At 66.8% G+C, this 23,198-nt stretch carries 23 protein-coding genes and 1 pseudogene; 18 read left to right on the forward strand and 6 right to left on the reverse strand.

Annotation, left to right across the window (positions count from 1 at the left end; translation table 11 throughout):
* Positions 1–3: 3 nt before the first annotated feature.
* The 5 genes and pseudogenes from modA to EGK76_RS01550 form a co-directional block, all read right to left on the reverse strand.
* The gene (gene modA, locus EGK76_RS01530; protein ID WP_123831372.1) at positions 4–801 is read right to left on the reverse strand and encodes a molybdate ABC transporter substrate-binding protein; all 798 of its coding nucleotides are present in this window, start codon (positions 799–801) and stop codon (positions 4–6) included.
* Positions 802–828: 27 nt separating this feature from the next.
* Positions 829–1,398 carry a hypothetical protein gene (locus EGK76_RS01535; RefSeq protein WP_123831374.1) on the reverse strand — a complete coding sequence of 190 codons (570 nt, stop codon included), beginning with the start codon at positions 1,396–1,398 and terminating at the stop codon, positions 829–831.
* 301 nt (positions 1,399–1,699) lie between these two features.
* Positions 1,700–2,464 (reverse strand): S1/P1 nuclease, encoded by a 765-nt coding sequence (locus EGK76_RS01540; RefSeq protein ID WP_233580127.1) that lies wholly within the window; start codon positions 2,462–2,464, stop codon positions 1,700–1,702.
* Positions 2,465–2,682: 218 nt separating this feature from the next.
* Positions 2,683–4,326: pseudogene (locus tag EGK76_RS01545) on the reverse strand (type IV secretory system conjugative DNA transfer family protein); the annotation flags it as partial.
* Between the two features lie 46 nt (positions 4,327–4,372).
* Positions 4,373–4,942 carry a hypothetical protein gene (locus tag EGK76_RS01550; protein WP_123831379.1) on the reverse strand — a complete coding sequence of 190 codons (570 nt, stop codon included), beginning with the start codon at positions 4,940–4,942 and terminating at the stop codon, positions 4,373–4,375.
* 459 nt (positions 4,943–5,401) lie between these two features.
* Between EGK76_RS01550 and EGK76_RS01555 the strand changes: the two genes are divergently transcribed.
* The 12 genes from EGK76_RS01555 (at position 5,402) to EGK76_RS01610 (ending at position 16,066) form a co-directional block, all read left to right on the forward strand.
* A complete protein-coding gene (locus tag EGK76_RS01555; RefSeq protein WP_233580128.1) occupies positions 5,402–5,800 on the forward strand; it encodes a hypothetical protein in 399 nt (132 codons plus the stop codon).
* A 9-nt stretch (positions 5,801–5,809) separates the two neighbouring features.
* Entirely contained in the window at positions 5,810–6,670 is an 861-nt protein-coding gene (locus tag EGK76_RS01560; protein WP_096299737.1) for a type IV secretion system protein, read from the forward strand.
* Positions 6,667–7,434 carry a TrbG/VirB9 family P-type conjugative transfer protein gene (locus EGK76_RS01565; RefSeq protein WP_123831380.1) on the forward strand — a complete coding sequence of 256 codons (768 nt, stop codon included), beginning with the start codon at positions 6,667–6,669 and terminating at the stop codon, positions 7,432–7,434. Before EGK76_RS01560 ends, EGK76_RS01565 begins: the two co-directional genes overlap by 4 nt.
* Complete coding sequence (locus EGK76_RS01570) at positions 7,431–8,630, forward strand: TrbI/VirB10 family protein (protein WP_123831382.1); 1,200 nt, start codon at positions 7,431–7,433, stop codon at positions 8,628–8,630. Before EGK76_RS01565 ends, EGK76_RS01570 begins: the two co-directional genes overlap by 4 nt.
* Before the next feature lie 8 nt (positions 8,631–8,638).
* Positions 8,639–9,676, forward strand: coding sequence for a P-type DNA transfer ATPase VirB11 (virB11, locus tag EGK76_RS01575; RefSeq protein ID WP_096299731.1), 1,038 nt, complete (start codon positions 8,639–8,641; stop codon positions 9,674–9,676).
* A gap of 103 nt (positions 9,677–9,779) precedes the next feature.
* Positions 9,780–10,535 (forward strand): lytic transglycosylase domain-containing protein, encoded by a 756-nt coding sequence (locus EGK76_RS15770; RefSeq protein ID WP_199730863.1) that lies wholly within the window; start codon positions 9,780–9,782, stop codon positions 10,533–10,535.
* Between the two features lie 66 nt (positions 10,536–10,601).
* Positions 10,602–10,979, forward strand: a complete 378-nt coding sequence (locus EGK76_RS01585) for a TrbC/VirB2 family protein (protein ID WP_096299728.1) — start codon at positions 10,602–10,604, stop codon at positions 10,977–10,979.
* Positions 10,972–11,289, forward strand: coding sequence for a VirB3 family type IV secretion system protein (locus EGK76_RS01590; protein ID WP_096299726.1), 318 nt, complete (start codon positions 10,972–10,974; stop codon positions 11,287–11,289). Before EGK76_RS01585 ends, EGK76_RS01590 begins: the two co-directional genes overlap by 8 nt.
* A gap of 3 nt (positions 11,290–11,292) precedes the next feature.
* Entirely contained in the window at positions 11,293–13,782 is a 2,490-nt protein-coding gene (locus tag EGK76_RS01595; protein ID WP_123831386.1) for a VirB4 family type IV secretion/conjugal transfer ATPase, read from the forward strand.
* Positions 13,779–14,561: a hypothetical protein gene (locus EGK76_RS01600; RefSeq protein WP_123831387.1), complete on the forward strand. Its 783-nt coding sequence runs from the start codon at positions 13,779–13,781 to the stop codon at positions 14,559–14,561. Before EGK76_RS01595 ends, EGK76_RS01600 begins: the two co-directional genes overlap by 4 nt.
* 17 nt (positions 14,562–14,578) lie before the next feature.
* Positions 14,579–15,580 carry a type IV secretion system protein gene (locus tag EGK76_RS01605; protein ID WP_096299720.1) on the forward strand — a complete coding sequence of 334 codons (1,002 nt, stop codon included), beginning with the start codon at positions 14,579–14,581 and terminating at the stop codon, positions 15,578–15,580.
* Between the two features lie 30 nt (positions 15,581–15,610).
* Positions 15,611–16,066 (forward strand): DUF4189 domain-containing protein, encoded by a 456-nt coding sequence (locus EGK76_RS01610; protein WP_096299718.1) that lies wholly within the window; start codon positions 15,611–15,613, stop codon positions 16,064–16,066.
* 9 nt (positions 16,067–16,075) lie between these two features.
* Here the strand turns inward: EGK76_RS01610 and EGK76_RS01615 are convergent, their stop codons facing one another.
* On the reverse strand, positions 16,076–16,693 hold the full coding sequence (locus EGK76_RS01615; protein WP_096299716.1) for an OmpW family outer membrane protein: 618 nt from the start codon (positions 16,691–16,693) through the stop codon (positions 16,076–16,078).
* 217 nt (positions 16,694–16,910) lie between these two features.
* On the opposite strand from EGK76_RS01615, the gene gap reads away from it, so the two are divergent.
* The 6 genes from gap (at position 16,911) to EGK76_RS01645 (ending at position 23,186) form a co-directional block, all read left to right on the forward strand.
* A complete protein-coding gene (gap, locus tag EGK76_RS01620) occupies positions 16,911–17,915 on the forward strand; it encodes a type I glyceraldehyde-3-phosphate dehydrogenase (RefSeq protein ID WP_096300696.1) in 1,005 nt (334 codons plus the stop codon).
* 214 nt (positions 17,916–18,129) lie between these two features.
* Complete coding sequence (locus tag EGK76_RS01625; RefSeq protein ID WP_123831389.1) at positions 18,130–19,311, forward strand: phosphoglycerate kinase; 1,182 nt, start codon at positions 18,130–18,132, stop codon at positions 19,309–19,311.
* A gap of 107 nt (positions 19,312–19,418) precedes the next feature.
* A complete protein-coding gene (locus EGK76_RS01630) occupies positions 19,419–19,631 on the forward strand; it encodes a DUF6289 family protein (protein ID WP_123831390.1) in 213 nt (70 codons plus the stop codon).
* A gap of 37 nt (positions 19,632–19,668) precedes the next feature.
* Entirely contained in the window at positions 19,669–20,388 is a 720-nt protein-coding gene (locus EGK76_RS15595) for an HAD hydrolase-like protein (RefSeq protein ID WP_233580129.1), read from the forward strand.
* Entirely contained in the window at positions 20,385–21,875 is a 1,491-nt protein-coding gene (gene pyk, locus EGK76_RS01640; protein ID WP_123831393.1) for a pyruvate kinase, read from the forward strand. The genes EGK76_RS15595 and pyk overlap by 4 nt, the downstream gene beginning before the upstream one ends.
* Before the next feature lie 306 nt (positions 21,876–22,181).
* Positions 22,182–23,186 carry a class I fructose-bisphosphate aldolase gene (locus tag EGK76_RS01645; protein ID WP_123831395.1) on the forward strand — a complete coding sequence of 335 codons (1,005 nt, stop codon included), beginning with the start codon at positions 22,182–22,184 and terminating at the stop codon, positions 23,184–23,186.
* Positions 23,187–23,198: the final 12 nt, after the last annotated feature.

Genomic DNA, 23,198 nt, shown 5'->3' on the forward strand with positions numbered 1-23,198 from the left:
CGCTCAGCGCACCACGAAACCGTGCGCGCGGAAGATCGCCGACGCGGCCTCGCCATCGAGCCAGCGCACGAAGGCCGCCGCCTGCGGATTGCGGCTCGCGCTCACGCGCGCTGCGGCATAGACGATGTCGGGATGGCTGCCGGCCGGGAACGTCGCCAGCACCCGGACCCGCGGTTCGGCCATTGCGTCGCTGGCATAGACCACGCCCAGCGGCGCTTCACCGCGTGCGACGAGGGTCAGCGCGCCGCGCACGCTGTCGGACTCGGCCGTGCGCGACTTCAGCGACTGCCACTGGCCCATGGATTCCAGCGCGGCGCGGGCATACCGGCCCGCCGGCACGCTCGTGGTGAGCGCCAGTGACAGGCGCCCGCGCGGGCCCAGCAGCGGCAGCAGCTCGGCATCCGCGTCCAGGGCCATCGGCTGCGCCGCGCTGCCGGCCGGGGCAATGAGGACCAGCGAATTGCCGAGCACTTCGCGGCGCGTCGCCGCATCGACCAGGCGCCGCTGCTGCAGCCAGTCCATCCATTCCAGATCGGCGGAGATGAAGACATCCGCGGGCGCGCGCTGTTCGATCTGCCGGGCCAGTGCTGAGCTTGCCGCGTACGAGACGCGCACCGGAGTGCCGGTTTCGCGCTGGTAACGCGCCGCCGCGGCGTCCATCGATTCCTTGAGGCTGGCTGCGGCGAACACGGTGACCGGCGCGCGCTCCTGTGCCGCCACCGCCGCCGGCAGGCCGAGCGCGCCCAGCAGCAGGGCGGCGGCATGGCGCAGGACGCGGAATCGGAAGGGGTTGGAGGTCATGGTGGAACCGGTTCGAAGGTGGGCCGCTCAGGGCGCGGCGACGACAATGATGCGGTCCACCTGGCGCAGGCTGCGTGTCGGCCGCGCATCGGCCGGCACCAGCAGGCGCAGTGGACCGACGGCCGAATCGAGCGGCGCGCCATCGCAGCGGTCCACCAGATAGACCGCGCGGCCGCCGAGCGTCGGGTCGAGTTCGGCCAGCGAGAACAGCACGCGCGTGCCATCGCGACTGTCGATGCGCACGTAGCGATCGAGCTCGTCGTCCTGCAGGGCAGCCTCGGACATGGCGCCATGCGCCCGCAGCAGCGCCGTCAGCGAGACGCCCTCGCAGTGCTGATGGGCGTCGCCCGCGAAGGCTTCCACGCGGTGGCGGGTCAGTGACGCGCGCGCTGCGGCGTCCAGCGGGACAACGATCGGCGACGGTGACACCGGACCGCTCGCGTGCTGGTGCGCGGTGACCGGGTCCGGAGGCTGGGCGTGGGCGCTGGCCATAGCTTGCAGGCACAGCGCGATCAGCAGGTGACCGAGCGCCCCGCGTCCGCAACGCCCGAGGCGTCCCGCGATCGGATCCCCGTGATGCGCGCGGCGTCCGCTCAAGGCGTGTCGCCCCGCGGTTGCAGGCAGCGTGCGTGGTCCTCGCGGTTCTGCGGCCAGGGGCCTGCGCTGGGACGGGCGCGGTGCAGCGGCCGATGCGTCGGCATCACCGGCGGCACCTGGTCGACTGCCGACCACGCTGGTGACGCGCGACGGTGCGCGCGAGTCGGCATCGTGATCACCGGCCCGATGCCGTCGCAGGTGCTCCATCGGTATGAGGTACGCATTCGACATCGCGCCTGCCGTTTGGCGGAGGCCTGATGCTAGTCCACGCGGCTGCGCAGGCGGTGGGGATCCGGTCCGCTCAGGGCGCCGCCAGCGCGGCGTTGAGGACCGTGGCCAGGCGCGCGCCGGCGTCGCGGACCTGCTGCTCGATCAGCGGCAGCTGCGTGTCCACGTAGCTCTGTGCGATCCGCGCACGGGTCGGATACACGCCCGGCGCCACGGCGATGCGGCAGGCCGCCTCGACCCATTGCGCTGCAGCCGGTTGCGCCGACGCCGGCTTCCGCGCGTCGGCCGACGGCGCGCGCGCGGCGATCCGCGTCAGCCACGCATCACCCGACAGCTGCTGGCTGTTGAACATGCCGCTGTCCCAGAACGCGTGCAGGTTGGTGCCGCGCCCGCGGAAATTGAGCTGCTTGTCGTTGCCGCCCCGGTCGTGGGCATAGCCGGCATGCATCGGTTGGTGCGCATCGCCGACGAAATGCACGACGAACTTCAGTGCCTGCGCGCGTTCGGCCTGCGACCGGCGCGGATCGGCCAGGATCGCGGTTTGCGTTCGGATGGCTTCGACCACGCAGTTCCCGCCGGGACAGTCGCGCGGCGCCGAATAACGGCAGTTGGACTCGGCGATATTGACGTAATGCCAGGACGCCGAGCGCCGGCCCAGGTCCGGATCCTGCCCGCGCAGCTCATCGGCCCAGGTGGCGACGCCAGCCAGGGTCGGATCGGGCTCCTCGGCCAGCAGACGGGCCACTTCGTCGCGCGCGGCGGGGGTGAGATCGCGCTCGGCGAGCTGTGCCACCACACGGTGGCCCAGCTGGCCCCAGGCGTGGACGGGAGCGGACATGACAAGGGCGGCCAGCAGGCCGCCGCACAGAAGGATTGGACGCATCATCACGTAAGTTTAACCCGCGACGAACCCTGCCCGGCCCGTTCCCACATTGCCGAGCCTGCTCAGTTCAGCGCGGGCGCAGGATGGCTCGGGTGTGCATGCGGCTTCTGTGCCTCCGGCCCGCACGGTGCCGGCGACGGCGCGACCGCGATCTCGAGGTGCGCGATCGGAACCCGCGGCAGCAGGCGCCGCGTGAAGTAACGGTCCCGGTAGTAACGGATCTTGCGGCAACGCACCGGGCAGGCGAGTCCCTCGTAGAGCACGATCTGGGTCTGCGGACCCATTGCCTTGAGTTCCTGCGGCAGCATGAGGGCGCGCTTCTCCAGCACCTCGTTGTCCGATACGCCGCGACCGCGGCCATGCGAACGGGTACGCGCACGGCGTCGCACGGTGGTGAAGCCGAGCATCTCGGAATAGTCGTTGGCGTCCTGCTGTTCGCGCGGCGCATAGACGATCTGCAGGGCATGGTTGGTGAGGATGGTGCGCGAGAGCTCCTTGCCGTAGACCGCGTCGAGTTGCGCCATCGATTGCACGATCGGCAGCAGGCGCAGGTTGTAGCCGGCCATGTAGGCGACCGAACGCGCAATGATGTCGACGCGACCGATCGAAGTGAACTCGTCCATCAGCAGCAGGCACTGGTGCTTGAGCGTCGGATCGTTCTGCGGCAGCACCTTGGTGTTGACGTTGATCAACTGGCTGAAGAACAGGTTCACGATCAGCCGGCTTTCGGCGAGCTTGGCCGGCTGGATGCCGACATAGATGGTCATCCGCTTGCGCCGCACGTTGCGCAGATCGAAATCGTCGGCGCTGGTGGCCGCGTCGAGTACCGGGTTGAGCCAGGGATTCAGGGGCTCGCGGAACGCGCCGATGATCGAGGCGAAGGTCACGTCGGCCTGGGAGAGCAGGCCGGAGAAGGCGGTCCTGGCCTGGGCGCCGAGAAACGGAGCAGCGGCCAGTCCCTGCAGATAGGGCTTGAGCTCGCCGCCGTTGCCCGACACCAGGCGCAGTACGGCGCCAAGCGTAGGTCGTGCACCGCTCGCCTCGGCATCGGCACGCTCGAACAGGTACAGCGTGAAGGCCAGGAAGGCATTGCGCGCCTGGCCGACCCAGAAGCGATCCTTCTCGTCGCCGTCCGGGTACAGCATGGCGGCGATCGCCTGGAGATCGGAGACGCGGAACGCCGGGTCGTCGGAGACGTAGGTCAGCGGATTCCAGCGATGCGTGCGGCGGTCCTCGGCGAAGGGGTTGAACAGATGGATCTCGTGGCCGATCGAGGCCCGCCAGCCGGAAGTCAGGTCGAAATTCTCCTGCTTGATGTCGAGCACCACCGCCGACTCGCGGTAGTCGAGCAGGTTGGGAATGACGACGCCCACACCTTTGCCCGATCGCGTCGGCGCCGCCAGGACGACGAACTGCTGACCGGCGAGCCGCAAGAGGCGACCGTGGCGGCGTCCGATGACGATGCCGTCGTCGCTGCGGCCCAGGAAGCCCGCGCGCACCAGATCGAGCAGGCCGGCAAAGCGCGCCCGGCCGTGGAGATTGCGGTGGCTGCGCAGCTTGAACAGCATGACCATCACCGCGAGCCACGCAAGGCCCACCAGTCCGAACGCGATCGCGCCGGCCGTCCAGATCCGCCACGCATACCGCGCCACCTCGGGATGCTCCGCGACGCGGGCATAGGCAAGCCAGGTCCCCGCGCTGGCGGATGCGGTGTCGAGCCCGAGCAACCGCAGGACGAAGTAGCCGGCCAGGTACAGACCCGCCATCGTCGCCGCTGCGGTGGCGAGCGCTGCGGCGATCAAGCGCCCACGGCTCATGCGCCAGCTCCCCTGGCGACCCGGCGGCGCCCTGCCTGCAGGTCGCTCATTGCGCGCTGCCCCGGGTATCGACGTACACGTAGTCTTCGTTCGATGGCCAGCGCTCAAGCCCGGCCTCGAGCTTGATGCAGGGCCGGCTGTCGCATGAGGCGATGGCCACGCGTTGCAGCGCCTCGAGCACGTCTGCGCGGACCGAGGCGCGCTCCGCACGTTCGAGATTCAGTTCCGCCAGATGGGCGGTTGCACCGATGATGCCCACTGCAGCGAGCGCCAACGCCAGCAGGGCGCCGCCGCCCAGCAGCCGTGTACGCGCATGGAGCCCTGCGTGGAGGTGGCCGAGACTCTCGGTCGCGCGCTCGAGGCGCGTGGCGGCCGCATCCGTGCGCGTGGTGGTCGCGTCGAGCTGACGTGTCAGCGCGTCGCGGACCGCGGCGCCGGTCGCGTGCAGCATTGCCTCGCGACCGGCTGCCAGACGCTGCTCGATGTCCATCGCGGCGCCATGCAGCGCGCCCGCAGCGTCGCGCTGCTCTGCTGCGGCGCGTTCGCACTGCTGGGTCAGATGCGCTGCCAGCAGCGCGGCATTCGCGATGAAGTCTTCCATCTGCGAGCGATCCATCGTCCCGTCCATCGATGTTCCCCGGACATGAGGATGCGTGCAGCGCGAGCAGAATCCGGCGTGGATTTGCCGGATCAAGGGGTCAGGGAACCACCAAGCGACATGTGGAGTACGCGTCATCGCGGGTCGGTGGAAGGCGCGTAGACACCTCGCGATTGCTCATGTGCCGGACGTCAAACGCACGGAAATACGCATGATTCCCTGTGTCTGCCGAGGTTCTGTGCCCCTTGCGGTCCCCCTGGAACCCACGGCATGCGTTCAATGGCAGCGCGTTGACGCGGAATTTTCGCGTCGATAGCGTCGCTCCCGTCGAAGTGCCACGGCCCGTATGGACCATGGCAGGGGCGGGGCAGGTCGCGACGCATATACCCGCGGAAACGCGCGGTCCGATGGAATGGACACCTGGGGACGGACGTCATGGACGGGAGTGCGACACACGCACGGACGATTCTGCTGGCCATGGCCTGCGCCAGCTCGATCGGCCTGGGTGGGTGCGCCACGCCCGAGGCCGCGGACCTGCGCGGCAAGTGGCGTCCGGTGCATCAGTTCGCGGAAGCGCCCGAGGCCATACCGTTGCAGCGCGCCTATGTCTTCCAGGCGTTTCCGTCCGACCAGACCCTCAAGACCCTGCTCACGCGCTGGTCCGCCGACGCCGGCATCGGTCTGTCCTATCTGCATCCCAACGACTACACCCTGCACGCGCCGGTCGCACGGCTTCGGACCACAAGTGTCGAGCAGGCCGCGGCGGCGCTGTCGGAGGCCTATGCAGGGCAGGGCGTCCAGATCGCAGCGGAGCGCGGGTTGCTCGTGGTCAGCCAGGTCGCTGGCCCGCAGGCGTTGTCCGGTGGGCAGGACTGAGAGGGCGCCATGTCCGGCAAGCAAACCGCATCGCCTGCAGTCGAGCGCGCCGTCGCACAGGGCGTCAGCTTCGAGCTGACGCTGAGCGAGCAGTTGCGCAGGAGCGAGCGCCGGGCGTGGCGCGTGGCGTGGAGCGCAGTGGCGATGTCCGTGCTGTTGGCATGCGGTTATCTGTTGTTCCTGCCGCTCAAGGAACGCGTTCCTTACCTGGTGATGGCTGATCCCTATACCGGGACGGCGAGCGTGGCCCGGCTGGCCGGGAACTTCAACGATCGGGACGTGACCATGGAAGAGGCGATCAACAAGAGCAACGTCGCCCAGTTCGTGCTTGCGCGCGAATCCTACGATTCCGGGCTCATCGGCCAGCGCAACTGGCGCACCACCCTGTCGATGGCGGGGCCCGCAGTCGCGCCGGCATATATCGCGCTGCATGCCGAACACAATCCCGAACGCCCGTTCCGCCTTTACGGCAGTGGCCGTTCGCTCCGTGCCCGCGTGCTGAGCATCGTGCTGATCGGCAGCGGCGAAGGGCAGCGACCCTCGGGGGCGACGGTCCGCTTCCAGCGCAGTCTCTTCGACAAATCCAACGGCCGCGTCGAGCCTCTCGACGCGAGGATCGCCACGCTGGAGTTCACCTACAACGCCGATCTGCGTCTCAGCGATGAGGACCGGCTGCTCAATCCACTGGGGTTCCGGGTCACCAATTACCGGGTCGACAACGATTTCGCCGCATCGCCGCTGCCCGAGCGCGAGTTCCCGCTCCCCCGCGCGACCGCATCGCAGCCGCTCGACGAGACGCCGGAATGGCCTGCCGGAGAATCTGCCGCCGGGCTCGGGGCTTCCGCACCCGTCATGGAAAACGTTCCATGAGGCTGCCGATATCCTCACCCGCCTGGTGCTTCGTCGCATCGAGCCTGCTGGCGGCCTCGTCCGCCACGGCACAGGTGGTGGAGGAGTACCGATATCAGCCCGACGCGGTCTATCAGGTGCGTACCGGTCTGGGCATCACCACCCAGATCGAACTGAGCGCACACGAGCAGATCCTCGACTACAGCAGTGGTTTCAGCGGGGGCTGGGACATCAGCCGCCGCGACAACGTCTTCTACGTCAAGCCGCGGAATATCGACGTCGATACCAATCTGCTGGTCCGAACCGCAGCGCACGCCTACATCTTCGAAATGAAGGTGGTCGCCACCGACTGGCGCTCGCTGGATCAGGCCCGCGCCGCCGGTGTGCAGTACAAGATCCGATTCAGTTATCCGAGTGACGCGCGGTTCGTGCCCGAGGGTGGCGCCGCGCCCGAAGCGTCGAGTGAACTCGAAACCGGCGTGCACGCCAGTCGCGATTACCACTTCGGTTACGACTACACCCAGCACCGGCGCACACCCCATTGGCTCGTGCCCACGACGGTCTATGACGACCGCCGTTTCACCTATATCCGGATGGGGGATCGCACCCGTTTTCCGAGTGGAAACTTTCCCGCAGTGTTCGCCAGGGACAACGAAGACGGCGAGGAGTTCGTGGTCAACTCCACTGTCGAAGGTGACGTGATCGTGGTTCATGGAACCTACCCCTACCTGGTCGTCCGGCATGGCGCGTACGTGGTCGGCCTGCGCAGGAGCGCCGGGCCGTGAGCGGCCACGCTTCCGGCGGCGGCCACCCGTCGCAGCCTGCGAACCGGGCCGCGAATCCCTATGAGGCACGGGCCGGCCGCGGCGACGTGGATCTCGATGCTGGGGCTCCGGTACTGGAGTCGGCCGAGGTGCAGCGCCTCAATCGGCGTGCCTTGCTGTTCCTCGCCGGAATCGTGGTCCTGCTCGGCGCACTGGCGTTCTGGGCGTTCTCGGGTGGTGGGGCGGGCGAGGAGGCCGATCGTCCGGGTGCCGGGCCGGTCGAGCAGGTGGTCATCCCCGCAGCGCCCCGCGACCTGCCGGAGCTTCCCGTCGCGCGCGAGGAGATGCCAGTGCCTGCGCTTCCTCCGCTACCGGTGATCGAGGACACCGCGCCTGCTTCGGATCGCCGCATGTCGGAGTCGCTGTCCGGAATCGGCGCGTATTCCAGCGCGCCGGTCCCATCACTGCTGGAGCGCCGCATGCAGGACGTGGCGACCGGTCGGGACCCGGGCGGCTTGACGGCCATGGCGGCGGCAGGCCCCATGGGCAGCGCCGGATACGGGAGCGATGCAACCTCGTCCTCCGTGATGCAGGCGCCCGCTGATGGACCCACCAGCGCGCGTGTGCTCTACAGCCCCGACACGCTGCTGCTTCGGGGCACCTATATCCGCTGCGTGCTGCAGTCTCGTGTCATCAGCGATTTCCCGGGTTACACCTCCTGCGTCGTGACGGAGCCGGTCTACTCGGTGAACGGACGGCGTCTGTTGCTGCCGCGTGGCTCGCGGGTCATGGGCTTCTACAACTCCGACAGCGTGATCGGCGATCGCGCGGCAATCGTCTGGGACCGCATCACCACGCCCACCGGGCTGGATGTCAGCATGCGCAGCCCCGGCGTCGACAACCTGGGCGCCGCTGGCAATCCCGGTCATTACACCGCGCACTGGGGGCAGCGGATCACCTCGGCGCTGCTGATCAGCATGCTCAGCGACGCCTTCAAGTACGCAGGGGCCGAGTACGGACCCGAGCAGACCACCTTCGGCAACGGCTTCGTCGTGCAGAGCCCGTTCGAAAGCAACACGGCGCGCACGCTGGAGCGCCTGGCCCAGACGGCGCTCGAGCGCAACATGGCCCGGCCGCCGACGGTGACGATCAACCAGGGGACGGTGGTCAACGTGTACGTCGCGCGTGACGTCGACTTCTCCGCGGTCGTGCGTTGAGGCCTGGCATGGACATTCCTGCAGCCACCGCGACCGCCTTGTCCAACCGGTTCCTCGAATACCAGTACGCGGTGCTCGGCATCGGCGATCACATCCAGTCGCTGGATGTCACCGAAATCTGCATCAACCGGCCTGGCGAACTCTATCTGGAGACCCGCGAAGGCTGGCGCCGCGACGAGGTGCCTTCGCTCACGTTCGAGCGCGCGCGCCAGTTCTGCACTTCGATCGTCAATGAGAGCAACACGGGGCAGCGCATCACGGACGCCGATCCAATGGTGTCGCTGACCTTCCCGACAGGGCAACGTGCCCAGTTCGTGATTCCGCCCGCGTGCGACGCGGGACGCGTGTCGATCACCATCCGGCTGCCGTCGCGGGTGGGCAGGAGTCTGGACGAGTACGAGCGTGAGGGCTTTTTCGCCCAGATTCCGGAACAGGCCGGCGGTATCGGCGAGCAGGATCTCGAGCTGCTCGAACTGCGCCGCGCGCGCGATTACGCCCAGTTCTTCCGTATGGCGGTGCGTTATCGCAAGAACATCGTCGTGGCCGGCGCGACGGGCAGCGGCAAGACGACCTTCATGAAATCCCTCGTCGACCACATCTCCGACCAGGAGCGGCTGGTCACCATCGAGGATGCACGAGAGTTGTTCCTGCGCCAGCCCAATGTGGTGCACCTGCTGTACTCCAAGGGCGGGCAAAGCACCGGCAACGTCACTGCCAAGAGCTGCATGGAGGCCTGTCTACGCATGAAGCCCGACCGGATCATCCTCGCCGAGCTGCGCGGCGACGAATCCTTCTACTTCATCCGCAACTGCGCGTCAGGCCATCCGGGTTCGATCACCAGCTGCCACGCGGGCAGCACCGCGCAGACCTGGGACCAGCTCGCGCTGATGGTCAAGGCCTCGTCCGAGGGGGCGGGGCTGGAGTTCGATGTCATCAAGCGCCTGCTGCGGATGACGATCGAGGTCGTGGTGCACATCAAGGCGCATGCCGGTCGTCGCTACATCACCGGGATCGACTTCGACCCGGAGCGGGCGCTCGCCGCATGAACCACCTTGCGCATACGTCTGTCCAATTCCGTGCCGAGGCGCTCGGCGACAGTGCGGGTGGCTGCGCCCTCGGCGCAGGAGGAATGCGCTGATGTTGCCTGGCATGGAGCTGATGGGGTGCACGGACCTGGCGGTGCCCGCAGAGGTCATGCGCCACGTGGTCGGGGTGGAGTCGTCGTACAACCCGTTCGCGATCGGTGTCGTCGGTGGCCGCCTGGCACGTCAACCGAGGACGCTGGCCGAAGCTGTGTCCACCACCCGGATGCTCGAACGCGAGGGCTACAACTTCTCGGTGGGACTGGCACAGGTCAATCGCCACAACCTCGCGCGCCATGGCCTCGACAGCCACGAGAAGGCATTCGAAACCTGCCCGAATCTGCGCGCGGGCGCAAAGATCCTCGCTGAATGCCATGCACGGGCCGGAGGCGACTGGGGCAAGGCCCTGAGTTGCTATTACTCGGGGAATTTCGTGACCGGCTTCGAGCATGGCTACGTGCAGAAAGTGCTGGCGTCGTGGCGGGCAGGCACGCAATCGCCGGCGATTCCCGTGGTGTCGGGAACGGTCACTCGAAGCGCGTCCAAAGAGTCGCCGGCGCTGGCTTCGCGACTGGCGCGCCGCGTGCAGGAGGCGCAGTCCAAGGGTCAGCCGAGTGCTCCGGAAATGCGTTTGCCCCAGGAAGCGATGCCGGTCGGCGAACCCGCTGCGGCCTCCGCGCCCATGCAGGCAACCGCTGTCCAACGCGGCGACGCCGGCGATGGTCCCGTCACCGTCCAGGCCAGCGCCCCCACGTCGGCACCCACCGCGGCCGCCGGCACCGCGGTGTCCACGCCGTCGCGGGACGGTGCGTTCGTGTTCTGACCAGTCGGGTGCCCAGCGCAGGCCGGGCATCGCCACTCTTCGCTCCGCAACCAGAGGGGATACACGATGCAATCCATCAAATCGATCCAATCCACTGATCTGCAGCGCCGTAGGGTTCGTGCCTTCGCCGCGGCAATCGCAGTCGCGTTCCTGCCGTCGCTCGGGTGGGCGCAGGATGTCGCGGGGGCAACCTCGCGCGTGCAGACGTTCTTCGGCAACATCAACGCCCTGCTCAACGTTGCATCGATTGCGGTAGTGACAATCGCGATCATCTTTGCCGGATATCAGATCGCGTTCAATCACAAGCGGATCGGTGATGTCGCACCCGTACTGATCGGCGGTTTCCTGATCGGCGCCGCGGCGCAGATCGCAAAGATGCTGTTGCCGTCGGACGTTACTTCGGCTGCGATGCTCATGCTCGATCTTCTGCCCGTCCATGCGTAGGAACGTGCTCTTTCGCGGCTGCACGCGCCCACCGATGTTCATGGGCGTGCCTTATGTGCCGTTCGCCATCGGTGCCGGCGCGTGCCTGCTGCTGACGTTCTATATCGACATGTTCTTTCTGGCGCTGCTGCCATTCGTGGTCATGGTCATGCGCCAGATGGCCCGCCGCGACGAGATGATCTTCCGCCTGCTGGGGTTGCGCTGGCGTTTCTGGCTCAAGGCGCGCGCCGGCCGCTCGCATGACGGCGCCTGGGTCTTCACTCCACTGGCCTGTCGTCCCCTGCCTTCGGATCTTGATGGAGAGCCCTGAGCCATGCGTGCGCCCGCGACCGCAATCTCCGAATTCGTGCCCTATTCAGCGCACGTGTCGCCGCATGCGGTGAAGACCACCGGCGGGGACTATCTGCTGATCTGGCGCCTCTCTGGTCTGCCCTTCGTGGGCCGCGAAGCCTGGGAGCTCGAGCACAGGCACGGCACCTTCAACCGCATGCTGCAGACGCTGCGTGCGCCCGACTTCGTCAACGTCGCGTTCTGGGTGCACGACGTGCGCAGGCGAGGTCGCATCGCTACGACCGCCCGCTTCGCACAGGCTTTCAACCAGACCCTGTCGGACGGGTACTTCGCCGCGCTGTCGGGGCAGAAGATCATGCAGAACGAGCTGTATCTGACACTGATCTACCGGCCAATCGTCACCGGCAAGTCGTTCGCCGAGAAGTCCGCGGATCTCAAGCGTCTCCAGGCCACGCAGGAGCGGTGCGTCTCCGCGCTTGCCGAACTTGCGGACAACGTGGAGGCAGTACTGAAGGATTACGCACCGCGTCGGCTGGGCATGTACGAGGGTGCCAATGGCGTGGTGTTCTCCGAGGCGCTGGAGTTGCTCGCCTATCTGTTGAACCGGATCGACGAGCCTGTGCCGGTCCTGCGCGCGCCAGTGTGTGACTACCTCGCGGTCAGCCGGCACACCTTCTCAGCCCGGACCGGCGATTTCGTCATCGGTGTCCCCGGTGGCGGGCACCAGTTCGGCGCGATCCTCAATATCAAGGAATACACCGATGCGACCTATCCGGGAATTCTCAATGCCCTGAAATATCTCGACTTCGAGTACGTGATCACGCATTCCTTCAGTCCGATGGGCCGGCAGGACGCCCTCAAGGTGCTCGACCGGACCAAGGGCATGATGATCTCGTCCGGGGACAAGGCGGTCAGCCAGATCGTGGAGCTCGACCAGGCGATGGACGAGATTGCATCGGGCAACTTCGTGCTCGGCGAGTATCACTTCATCATGGCGCTGTATGCCCCCGACCAGGCGACGCTGTCCCAGCAGATCGCGAGTGCCCGGGCCGAGCTTTCGAATGCCGGCTTCGTCTCGGTCAAGGAGGATCTGGCCGTCAGCGCTTCGTTCTATTCGCAGTTGCCAGCCAACTGGAAGTTCCGGACCCGGCTGGCCAATGTCAGCTCGCTGAATTTCCTCGGGCTTTCGCCGCTGCATAATTTTGCGACAGGCAAACCAGACCGGAATCCATGGGGCGATGCGGTCACCACCCTGCAGACCACGAACGGCCAGCCCTACCACTTCAACTTCCACGCCACTCACCCGGCCGAGGACTCGGTCGGGGAGAAAGCCATCGGCAATACTATGGTGATCGGCAAGTCCGGCACCGGGAAGACCGCGCTGATCAACTTTCTGCTGAGTCAGGCGCAGAAGTTCGATCCGGTGCCGACAATCTTCTTCTTCGACAAGGACCGGGGCGCCGAGATCTTCGTCCGCGCCTGCGGTGGCGCCTACCTCGCGCTGGAAAACGGCGCGCCCACAGGCTTCAATCCGTTCCAGTGCGAACGCAATGATGCAAACGCGCAGTTCCTCGCAGGGCTGGTAAGGACGCTCGCGGGCAAGCAGCACTACACCGCACGCGAGGACGAAGACATCCACCGTGCGGTGGAAAGCCTGCTCGACATGCCACTTCCGTTGCGGTCGATGGGAAATTTCCACAAGAGCCTGCCCAATATGGGCGACGACGGGCTTTATGCCAGGCTGCGCAAGTGGACGGCCGGCAATGCGCTCGGCTGGGTCTTCGACAATCCTGTCGATGTCATCGACATGCACCGTGCCAGCATCATCGGATTCGATTACACGGATGTCATCGACAACGCCGAGGTGCGGGTGCCGGTGATGGCTTACCTGCTGCATCGGCTGGAAGCCCTGATCGACGGACGCCCACTGATCTATGTCATGGACGAGTTCTGGAAGATCCTCGACGGCGGAGGCGCGCTGAAGGAATTCGCCAAGAACAAGCAGAAGACGATCCGCAAGCAGAATGGCCTCGGGATCTTCGCGACCCAGAGCCCAGAGGACGCCCTGTCGAGCGATATCTCCGCGGCGCTCGTGGAACAGACCGCGACGCTGATCCTGTTGCCCAATCCGAATGCAGCCCGGACGGACTACGTGGACGGCCTGAAGTTGACCGACGCGGAATTCGAGGTCGTCCGGTCGCTCGACGAGCGATCACGCTGTTTCCTCGTCAAGCAGGGCCATGCCTCTACGGTCTGCCAGCTGAATCTGCGCGGCATGGACGATGCGCTGGCGGTCATCTCCGCCAGTACCGACAACATCGAGTTGATGCACCGCCTTGTAGCCGAGCGCGCCAGGGCCCTCGGCGTCGACCCGGCCGAGCTCACCCCCGACGGCTGGTTGCCGGACTTCTATGCGCAGCGCAAAGGCACCGGGCGTGCCCCCGAGGGGGCTTCCGGTACCCGGGCCGGCCGCCAGCAGGATCCCGCGTCGTCCCGCACGTCCGATGCGTGACGATCATGACCAGAGGAGATGGATCGATGACCTCCAGGACCACGCAAGGCCCGCGCGGTTTCACAGCCGGACTCGGGCACGTGTTCGGTTTGCGCCCCGCCTGGCCCCGTGTGCGGCCCGGACTCGTTTACGCGCTCGCCGGACTCGCCGTGCTCGCGACCGGCGCCGCAGCCGCGGCGTGGCAGGTCCACGATCGCGACACCCATCAGCAGGTGCGCGAGCTTCGCGACCGCGTTGGTGGGAGTGCCAACAACACGGTTGTCGGCGAGCTGCAGAAGGTGGCCGTACGGCTGCGCGTGGACCATGCGCCGAGCGAACCAACGACGGCGCTCGTCGCCGAACCCGTCGGTGGCGCGAGGCTGGATGTTGCGGCGTTGAGCGCAGCGCAGACCACGATCAGCAGGATGTGCCCGGCTGGCGTGCTCAGTATCCTGGGCCAGCAACAGCAGCAGCTCTGCCGTGAGCTCGTGCAGACCGAGCGGGCGCAGTATGCGTTCTCTTTGCAGATGTTCGAGCGGGCTGCGGCGCATCACGCGCGCCTGACGGAGATCGAGCAGCGGCGCCGCGCACTCGGCCCGGAGGACTACGCCGATCTGCAGTCCAACTCCAACGAGCTGCTGGCGCTGACGGCGCTGATGGACAACGACCGCGATCGCTACCAGACGTACATGCGTGCCTACGAGGCCCGGATCGCGCACATCCGGCATACGCAGGTCGCGCTCACGCGCAACCTGTTCAAAGGCGGGGGCAGCGTGGACCTTCCCACGCCATCGATGTAGGCATCGGGAGCTCCGACATGGACGGTCTGGCCAGTCTCGCGCAGTGGGCGTTCTTCGCCCTGATCTTCGAGTTCGTGAACAATCAGATCGAAGGATTCCAGAGCGGGCTGATCGCCCGCGGTACCCAGTTCGTCAGCGGGCTGGCGCTGACGTTGTGCACGCTGTGGGTGCTGATGCAAGGCTTCCTCATCGTCACCGGCCGCAGCCGGGAATCGATGATGGGCCTGGTCGTGGGCTCGCTGCGGGTCTTCCTCATCCTGTCGGCCGCCACCGCGATGTCGTTCGCCGGCACGGACCTGACCAAATTCCTCGCCGACGGATTGCCGCGGTCCATCAACACCATCGTCAGCGGCAGCGACGAAAAGCCCGAGGACTCGATCGACAAGAACCTCAAGAAGATGGGGCTGATCTTCGCCCTGATCGACACCATCGGCGTCGGCGCCGACGATTCCCAGAACCAGGAGAACCAGACGCGCACCATTACCCTGCTGGGTATCGGTATCGCGGGCCCGTCAGTGGTGGGCGGCGCGATGCTGTTGCTCTACAAGATCGCATTGGTCCTGTTCGTAGGCTTCGGACCGTTGTTCATCATGAGCCTGATGTTCGATCAGACGAAGGACCTGTTCAAACGCTGGCTGCTCTATGGACTGGGCACCATGTTCAGCCTTGGCGTCCTGTCTTTCATGGTTGCGGTCGCGACGAAACTCGTGGGCATCACGTCCGCGGCGCTGCTTGCGCAGTACGTCCTCATCGCCTCCCCGGCCCTCGACGCGCTCGGTCTGAACGCGGGAGGGCTCAATGCGGCGGCAATGCAGCAAGGGGGTATCGGTCTGTTGATGTCGGTCTTGATGGTCATGGCGCCGCCGATGGCGGCCATGTTCTTCAACGGCACGCTGGGCCAGTTCGCGGCACATTCGAGCTTTGGTACGCTGGGTCGGAACAGTTCGGGGCAGCAAACCGACTACGAGCAACGCATCGCACATCGGCCACCTGTGACGAGAACCACCGATGGTGGTTAAACCGCAGCGTTACGCTCAAGGGAGTGAGCTATGAAGAATAGGCTTCAGTGTTCTCCATCTTTGTTTTTTTTGCTGATAGCGATTGCGGGCTTTACGTATGCGCAGGATCCTACGTCCCAGCATTATCGGGACACCGTCGTGCTGCCCGCGCTCGGCTACGGCGATACGATTCCGCGGCATGATCGGGGCGGAGGTTGGGGCGCATTGGCAATCAGTCGCCCGTTCCAGGTTTTTGCCGTTGCTGTGGATGGCATTGATGAACAATCCGCAAGGCAGGAAGCCCTGGAAATGTGCCGCAATCTCGGGGGTAAGGATTGTGAGCCGCGAATGACTTTTCGCAATGCCTGTTTTGCCCTTGCAAGCGGGGGTGGGCATTGGGGCAGTGCATCGAGATCCCGCCAGCGAAATGCCGATAAACTTGCGTTGCAAAATTGCCGTAAGTTCGGCGGAGGAAGTGACTGCGCCATTGCTTATCAGACGTGCTGAAAGCAGCTGTCAGAGACCGATCACATATGCCGCGCCATATGCGATTGGATCGATTTGCGCTCTCCCTAGCTTTGTCCCATCGACCCGCACCTCGCTGTCGATATCCATCCAGCGCACGTCCACGCGCAGCTTGCCGGGTCCGGCCTTCATGTCCAGGCCCGCATGCAGTGCCAGGCCCCAGGAATCGCCGAGAGCCAGCCTCGAGCCCGCCAGGGCGCCGCGCGTTTCCTCTTCGAAGAACGTCGTGTAGTTGATGCCGGCGCCGAGGAACGGAGCGATACGCGACTGCGGGCTGAAGTGGTACTGCAGGCTCAGCGTCGGGGGCAGGTGCTTGGTGCTGCCGATGCGGCCGAGGCCTTCGATATCGAGGTCGTGGCGGAACGGGGTGGCGGCGAGCAGCTCGATGCCGACACGGTCGCGCACGAAGTATTCGACGGCGATGGTGGGCCGTGTGCTGTTGCCGACCGAGAGGGGCAGGGCGCCGTCGGCGAGCCGTCCGTTGTCGGATTTCGGCGCGACCTGGTGGACGCCGAGTGCGACGGTCCAGTCACCGGCGGACTGGGCGGCGGCGGGCAGGGTCGGCAGGGCGCAGGCGAGGGCCAGCAGGGCGAGCGGCATGGGACGCATTGGAGGTTCCGGTCTGGGTGAATGCGACCAGTTTCGAGGCCGCGCGTCCTGGCCGCCTTGATCACGATCATTGCGCAGCACGCCGATCCCGGGTGCGTCGGGGTTGGGGGCCCGGCTGTTAGACTGCGCATCGCAGTCCGGGCTGGCGCCGAGGCGCCGCGCGGTCGCGTTTCCTTCCACTTTTGCCGCGTACGCGCGGTTGCAGGAGTTCGGATTCATGGCGATCAAGGTTGGCATCAACGGCTTCGGCCGCATCGGCCGCAACGTGCTGCGTTCTGCGGTTGAGAACTTCGAGGACGACATCGAGATCGTCGCGATCAACGACCTGCTCGAGCCCGACTACCTGGCCTACATGCTGTCCTACGACTCGGTGCACGGCCGCTTCAAGGGCGAGGTATCGGTGGATGGCGACACCCTGCTGGTCAACGGCAAGAGGATCCGCCTGACCCAGGAGCGCGACCCCGCCAACCTGAAGTGGGACGAGGTGGGCGCCGAGGTGGTGATCGAATCCACCGGCCTGTTCCTGACCAAGGAGACCGCGCAGAAGCACATCGACGCCGGCGCGAAGAAGGTGATCCTCTCGGCGCCGTCGAAGGACGACACGCCGATGTTCGTCTTCGGCGTCAACGATTCGACCTACAAGGGCGAGGCGATCATCTCCAATGCCTCGTGCACCACCAACTGCCTGGCGCCGATCGCCAAGGTCATGCACGACAAGTGGGGCATCAAGCGCGGCCTGATGACCACCGTGCACGCGGCAACCGCAACCCAGAAGACCGTCGACGGGCCGAGCAACAAGGACTGGCGCGGCGGCCGCGGCATTCTCGAGAACATCATTCCCTCCAGCACCGGCGCGGCCAAGGCCGTGGGCGTGGTGATCCCCGAGCTCAACAAGAAGCTCACCGGCATGAGCTTCCGCGTGCCGACCTCGGACGTGTCGGTCATCGACCTGACCGTGGAGCTCGAGAAGCCGGCGAGCTACGAGGAGATCTGCGCCGAGATGAAGGCGCAGAGCGAAGGCGCGCTGAAGGGCGTGCTGGGCTACACCGAGGACAAGGTGGTCGCCACCGATTTCCGCGGCGAGACCTGCACCTCCGTGTTCGATGCCGACGCCGGCATCGCCCTGGATCCGACCTTCGTCAAGCTGGTCGGCTGGTACGACAACGAGTGGGGCTATTCGAACAAGTGCCTGGAAATGGTGCGCGTGGTCGCGGCGAAGTAATCGCCGCGTCATCCGCAGGACCGGGAAGCCCCGCGCAGGCGGGGTTTCCTGTATCGGGGTAGCCGCCGGCACGCGGTCGAACTCCGCCTTGGCTTCTGCTCTTCACTCTGTGCCGCAAGCCCTGCGCCGTGCCTGAAGGCTGGCCGGCTGCGCCGCGCGTCCAGCGCCATCGCATGGCGCAGACCTCTTCAACCATTCCAGCGAGTCCAGAACCATGACCATCATCCGCATGACCGATCTCGACCTCTCCGGCAAGCGCGTGCTGATCCGTCAGGATCTCAACGTGCCCGTCGACGCCGGCAGGGTCACGTCCGACCAGCGCATCACCGCGTCGTTGCCCACCCTCCGCCGCGCGCTGGAACAGGGCGCGGCCGTGATGGTCACCTCGCACCTGGGTCGGCCCAAGGAGGGCAGCTGGAGCGAGGCCGATTCGCTGGCGCCGGTCGCGGCGCGCCTGTCGGAGCTGCTGGGTATCGACGTGCCGCTGGTACGCGACTGGGTGGACGGCGTGGACGTGGCGCCCGGTCAGCTGGTGCTCCTCGAGAACTGCCGCATGAACGTCGGCGAGAAGGCCGACGACGAAGGGCTGTCGAAGAAGTACGCAGCGCTGTGCGACGTGTTCGTCATGGACGCCTTCGGTACCGCGCATCGCGCGCAGGCCTCCACCCATGGCGTGATCCGGTTCGCGAAGATCGCCGCGGGTGGTCCGCTGCTGATGGCCGAGCTCGACGCGCTGGCCAAGGCGCTCGACGCGCCGGCGCGGCCGCTGCTGGCGATCGTGGCCGGCAGCAAGGTCTCGACCAAGCTGGAGTTGCTGTCGTCGCTGGTGGGCAAGGTGGACCAGCTGATCGTCGGCGGCGGCATCGCCAACACCTTCATCGCGGCGCTCGGCCATGACGTCGGCAAGTCCCTGGTCGAACCCGACCTGCTCGACACCGCCAAGCAGATCATGGCCGACGCCAAGGCCCGCGGCGCCGAGATCCCGGTGCCGACCGACGTCGTTGTCGCGCCTGCGTTCGCGGCCGATGCGCCGGCCACGGTCAAGGCTGTCGACGCGGTGGGCGGGGACGACATGATCCTCGACATCGGCCCGGAAACCGCGAAGCGCTATTGCGCGCTGATCGAAAGTGCGGGCACGGTGGTCTGGAACGGCCCGGTCGGCGTGTTCGAGTTCGAGGCGTTCGGCGCCGGCACCGAGGCGCTGGCACGCGCGATCGCGGCGTCGAAGGCGTTCTCGATCGCCGGTGGCGGCGACACGCTGGCTGCGGTGGACAAGTACGGCATCGCCGACGACGTGTCCTACATCTCGACCGGCGGCGGTGCGTTCCTGGAATTCCTCGAAGGCAAGACCCTGCCGGCCGTCGCCGCGCTGGAGGCGCGCGCACAGGCATCCTGAAATGGGACGCAGGACATGGTGGCCTTGACGCGGGCTTTACGTCCGGCGCAAGGCGAGTGTCTATGGTAGTGGCGGGGGACCGGCACCCACTTCCAAGGAGCTCCACCATGATTCGCAGAGGACTGGTTGTATTGGCGATCGTCGCGTCGTCCGCGTTGTCCCAGGGCGCATCGGCAAACTGGCAGGGCACGTTCTATTACTACAGTGAGGAAGGCGCGCTGGTCGGTGGCTGGACCGCCGGTTGCGGGGAAGCCGATGGCCGCTGGGGCGAGACCACCGAGAATCGCCGTTTCGTGCAGGGCTGTCGCGTCTCAAGCTGATTCGACATGGCGCCGGGGCCTGTGGGCCCCGGTCGCTATGGTGGCGGCGGGCGCCAGACCAGTCGCTCGCCAGCAGGTCGACACCTCCGCGTCCGGCATCTCGCCGAGGCGTTTCATCGGCAGCGCGTTCTCGACCGTTGTCGGGGTTAGCGACCATGGCGCGCGCCGCTACAAGCGCGAACTGATCAGCGAGGCACTGTCGCGACTTGGGCTCGCGGCCGCGGACGCGACGATGATCGGCGACCGTCGCTACGACATGGAAGGCGCAGCCCAGCACGGCATGCGCGCGGTGGGAGTGCTGTGGGGATTCGGTGACGCGGACGAGTTGCGTGCTGCCGGGCGCAGGCCCTGGTCGATTCGCCCGCCGCCCTGGTCGCCGCGCTCGGCTGAGCCGGCGCCGGAGCGTCCCGTCAGTCGACCCTTTCCGGCCGGGCGCGCGCCGAGAGCCCGCGATCACCTCCGTCTCGATCACGGCCACCCTCTTCCCGCGTACTGCAGCGCGCTGCAAGCCGAGTCGTTGCGGCGCCCCGCGGCGCGTGGTCAGCCACTCCCGCCTGCGCTCAGCGATGCCCGGCGCGCTCGCGCGCTGTCGGGTGTGGGCAAGGCAGCCCGGGCGACGTGTTCTTCCGTCGCGAACGCGTTGGCCCAGCTGCCCATGGGCCGGTTAAGCTCCGGACTCCTGCTCTTGCAGGTCAGACGCACATGTTGCCTCGCAACGTGCCCTTGGCCACCGGTGGACATTACAATCCCGCTATGAATTCCAAAGACCTGCCTTCCGTTCCGGCGCATCGCCGCCGGACCCGCATCCTGGCGACGCTGGGCCCCGCTACCGATGCCCCCGGCGTCCTCGACGCGCTGATCAATGCCGGCGTCAACGCCGTTCGCCTGAACTTCTCGCATGGCGATCCGGAGTCGCAGCGGGTGCGCGCCGAGGCCGTCCGTGCGGCCGCTGATCGGGCCGGCGTCGAGATCGGCATCCTCGCCGACCTGCCGGGCCCGAAGATCCGCATCGAAAAGTTCGCCGAGGGCAAGATCCAGCTGCAGGCGGGCGCGCGTTTCGATCTCGTCGCCGATCCCGACGCGCCGCTCGGCACTGTCCACGAGGTCGGTGTCAGCTATCTGGGCCTGCCCGACGACGTGGAGGCTGGCGACGTCCTGCTGCTCGACGATGGCCTGATGCAGCTGCAGGTCACCGCCGTCGAAGGCGCACGCATCATCACGACCGTCCTCAATGACGGCGTGCTGTCCAACCGCAAGGGCCTGAACAAGCAGGGCGGTGGCCTGTCGCTCGGTGCCTTGACCGATCACGACCGCCAGCTCATCAAGGTGGCCGCGGACATCGGAGTCGATTTCATTGCGGTGTCGTTCTGCCGCAATGCCGCAGACATGGAAGAAGCGCGCTCGATCGCACGCAGCCATGGCAGCGACGCGGCCCTGGTCTCGAAGATCGAGCGTACCGAAGCGATCGACAACCTGGCCGAGATCATCGATGCCAGCGATGTGGTCATGGTCGCGCGCGGCGACCTGGGCGTGGAGATCGGCGATGCCGAACTGCCGGGTCTGCAGAAGAAGATCATTCGTGAGTCGCTGGCACGCAACAAGGTGGTGATCACTGCGACGCAGATGCTGCAGTCGATGGTCGAAAGCCCGATGCCCACGCGCGCCGAAGTGCTCGACGTCGCGAACTCGGTGATCGACGGCACCGACGCGGTGATGCTGTCGGCGGAAACGGCGGCCGGCGCGTACCCGGTGCGCGCGGTCGAGGCGATGGCGCGCATCTGCGTGGGCGCCGAGCGCCAGTTCGCGCAGGACACCGATTTCGAGAAGGCGCAACGCAACCTCGAGCGCGCCGACCAGGCGATCGCGATGGCCGCGATGTTCCTGTCCGAGCACATCGGCGTGGCGGCGATCGTGGCGATGACCGAGTCCGGCGGTACCGCGCGGTATCTGTCGCGATTCCGCGGCGGCGTATCCATCTATGCGTTCTCGCGGCACGACGGCGCACGCCGGCGCATGTCGCTGATGCGGGACGTGTTCCCGTTCAATTACGACAGCCGCGGTCAGACCCCGCGCGAAGCCGCGCGCGGCAGCATTCGCCTGCTGGTCGAGGCCGGGCTGCTGGGCGAAGGCAAGCGCGTCGTATTCACCAGCGGTGAGCACATGGAAACCCACGGCGCGACGAACACGTTGCGTCTGCTGCAGGTCGGTGCAGACGGCCGCGCCGAGGGCTTGGGCGAACTCTGACGTCGCCGGCGGGCGTGGCGATGCCGCGCGGGGGGCGTACCCCCGGCGGCAGTCCTGCTGGCCGGGTGATGGTCCAGGCCAGCCGCGATCTGCTGGCTGCTCCGTCGGCCCGCGGCCGCAGCGGGCTTCGGCACTGCGCAGTTCGCGGCTGATCGGTGAATAGGGCTGCACGGCCTTCGAAGAGGACGTGCCGCCAGTCCGTTTTCCACGCGGAGCCCGGCGAGCCCATACCCCGGCCTTCGCTCAGGGGGCGCCGGTGGCCGCGGGCTATAATCGGCGGCTTCCCGCACCGGATTTCCCCGTCCCATGAGCATCGAACAGCTTGCCGAAACCGCCCAGGCCATGGTCGCCAAGGGCAAGGGCATCATCGCGATCGACGAATCGACGAGCACCATCGGCAAGCGTTTCGAGCAGGTGGGGATCGCCAACAACGAAGAGAACCGTCGCGCCTACCGCGAGCTGCTGCTGACCACGCCGAAACTGTCGGAGCACATCAGCGGCGCGATCCTGTTCGACGAGACGATCCGCCAGTCCACCCGGGACGGCGTGCCGTTCGCGAAGTACATGACCCAGCAGGGGATGATCCCGGGCATCAAGGTCGACAAGGGCACCCATGCGCTGGCCGGTTTCCCCGGCGAGCTGGTGACCGAGGGTCTCGACGGCCTGCGCGCGCGGCTCGAGGAGTATTACAAGCTCGGCGCGCGCTTCGCCAAGTGGCGCGCGGTGATCCGGATCGGCGAGGACATGCCGTCGGGCACCTGCATCGACGTCAACATGCACGCGCTCGCACGCTACGCCGCGCTGTGCCAGGAGCAGGGCCTGGTACCGATGGTCGAGCCGGAAGTGCTGATCGATGGCGACCACGACATCGAGACCAGCTACGAAGTCACCGAGATCGTGCTGCGTGGCCTGTTCGATGCGCTCTACAGCCAGAGCGTCATGCTCGAAGGCACGATCCTCAAGACCTCGATGGTGCTGCCCGGCAGCGACTGCGACGAGGAGGCCGACGTCGAGGAAGTGGCTGAGGCGACGCTGATGTGCCTGAAGTCCTCGGTGCCGGCGATCCTGCCGGGCATCGTGTTCCTGTCCGGCGGGCAGTCCGACGAGCGCGCAACCGCGCATCTCGACGCCATGAACCGCCTGGGCCCGAACCCCTGGCCGCTTTCGTTCTCCTATGGGCGCGCGATGCAGCAGGCGGCGCTGAAGCTGTGGTCGCAGGACCTCACCGGCAACGTGCGCAAGGCCCAGGACACGGTCTACGCCCGCGCCCGCGACAACGGGCTGGCGGCGCAGGGCAAGTTCGCCGGCTGATTGCCGCCGCGA

This window comes from Luteimonas sp. 100069 (genome assembly GCF_003813845.1).
Taxonomy (GTDB): domain Bacteria; phylum Pseudomonadota; class Gammaproteobacteria; order Xanthomonadales; family Xanthomonadaceae; genus Luteimonas; species Luteimonas chenhongjianii.

Excerpts from the sequence above, each read along its gene's own strand:
- modA (WP_123831372.1), bottom strand. The coding sequence starts at position 801 with ATGACCTCCAACCCCTTCCGATTCCGCGTCCTGCGCCATGCCGCCGCC.
- EGK76_RS01540 (WP_233580127.1), bottom strand. The coding sequence starts at position 2,464 with ATGTCCGCTCCCGTCCACGCCTGGGGCCAGCTGGGCCACCGTGTGGTG.
- EGK76_RS01550 (WP_123831379.1), bottom strand. The coding sequence starts at position 4,942 with ATGGATCGCTCGCAGATGGAAGACTTCATCGCGAATGCCGCGCTGCTG.
- EGK76_RS01555 (WP_233580128.1), top strand. The coding sequence starts at position 5,402 with ATGGCCTGCGCCAGCTCGATCGGCCTGGGTGGGTGCGCCACGCCCGAG.
- EGK76_RS01560 (WP_096299737.1), top strand. The coding sequence starts at position 5,810 with ATGTCCGGCAAGCAAACCGCATCGCCTGCAGTCGAGCGCGCCGTCGCA.
- EGK76_RS01565 (WP_123831380.1), top strand. The coding sequence starts at position 6,667 with ATGAGGCTGCCGATATCCTCACCCGCCTGGTGCTTCGTCGCATCGAGC.
- virB11 (WP_096299731.1), top strand. The coding sequence starts at position 8,639 with ATGGACATTCCTGCAGCCACCGCGACCGCCTTGTCCAACCGGTTCCTC.
- EGK76_RS15770 (WP_199730863.1), top strand. The coding sequence starts at position 9,780 with ATGGAGCTGATGGGGTGCACGGACCTGGCGGTGCCCGCAGAGGTCATG.
- EGK76_RS01585 (WP_096299728.1), top strand. The coding sequence starts at position 10,602 with ATGCAATCCATCAAATCGATCCAATCCACTGATCTGCAGCGCCGTAGG.
- EGK76_RS01590 (WP_096299726.1), top strand. The coding sequence starts at position 10,972 with ATGCGTAGGAACGTGCTCTTTCGCGGCTGCACGCGCCCACCGATGTTC.
- EGK76_RS01595 (WP_123831386.1), top strand. The coding sequence starts at position 11,293 with ATGCGTGCGCCCGCGACCGCAATCTCCGAATTCGTGCCCTATTCAGCG.
- EGK76_RS01605 (WP_096299720.1), top strand. The coding sequence starts at position 14,579 with ATGGACGGTCTGGCCAGTCTCGCGCAGTGGGCGTTCTTCGCCCTGATC.
- EGK76_RS01610 (WP_096299718.1), top strand. The coding sequence starts at position 15,611 with ATGAAGAATAGGCTTCAGTGTTCTCCATCTTTGTTTTTTTTGCTGATA.
- EGK76_RS01615 (WP_096299716.1), bottom strand. The coding sequence starts at position 16,693 with ATGCGTCCCATGCCGCTCGCCCTGCTGGCCCTCGCCTGCGCCCTGCCG.
- gap (WP_096300696.1), top strand. The coding sequence starts at position 16,911 with ATGGCGATCAAGGTTGGCATCAACGGCTTCGGCCGCATCGGCCGCAAC.
- EGK76_RS01625 (WP_123831389.1), top strand. The coding sequence starts at position 18,130 with ATGACCATCATCCGCATGACCGATCTCGACCTCTCCGGCAAGCGCGTG.
- EGK76_RS01630 (WP_123831390.1), top strand. The coding sequence starts at position 19,419 with ATGATTCGCAGAGGACTGGTTGTATTGGCGATCGTCGCGTCGTCCGCG.
- EGK76_RS15595 (WP_233580129.1), top strand. The coding sequence starts at position 19,669 with ATGGTGGCGGCGGGCGCCAGACCAGTCGCTCGCCAGCAGGTCGACACC.
- pyk (WP_123831393.1), top strand. The coding sequence starts at position 20,385 with ATGAATTCCAAAGACCTGCCTTCCGTTCCGGCGCATCGCCGCCGGACC.
- EGK76_RS01645 (WP_123831395.1), top strand. The coding sequence starts at position 22,182 with ATGAGCATCGAACAGCTTGCCGAAACCGCCCAGGCCATGGTCGCCAAG.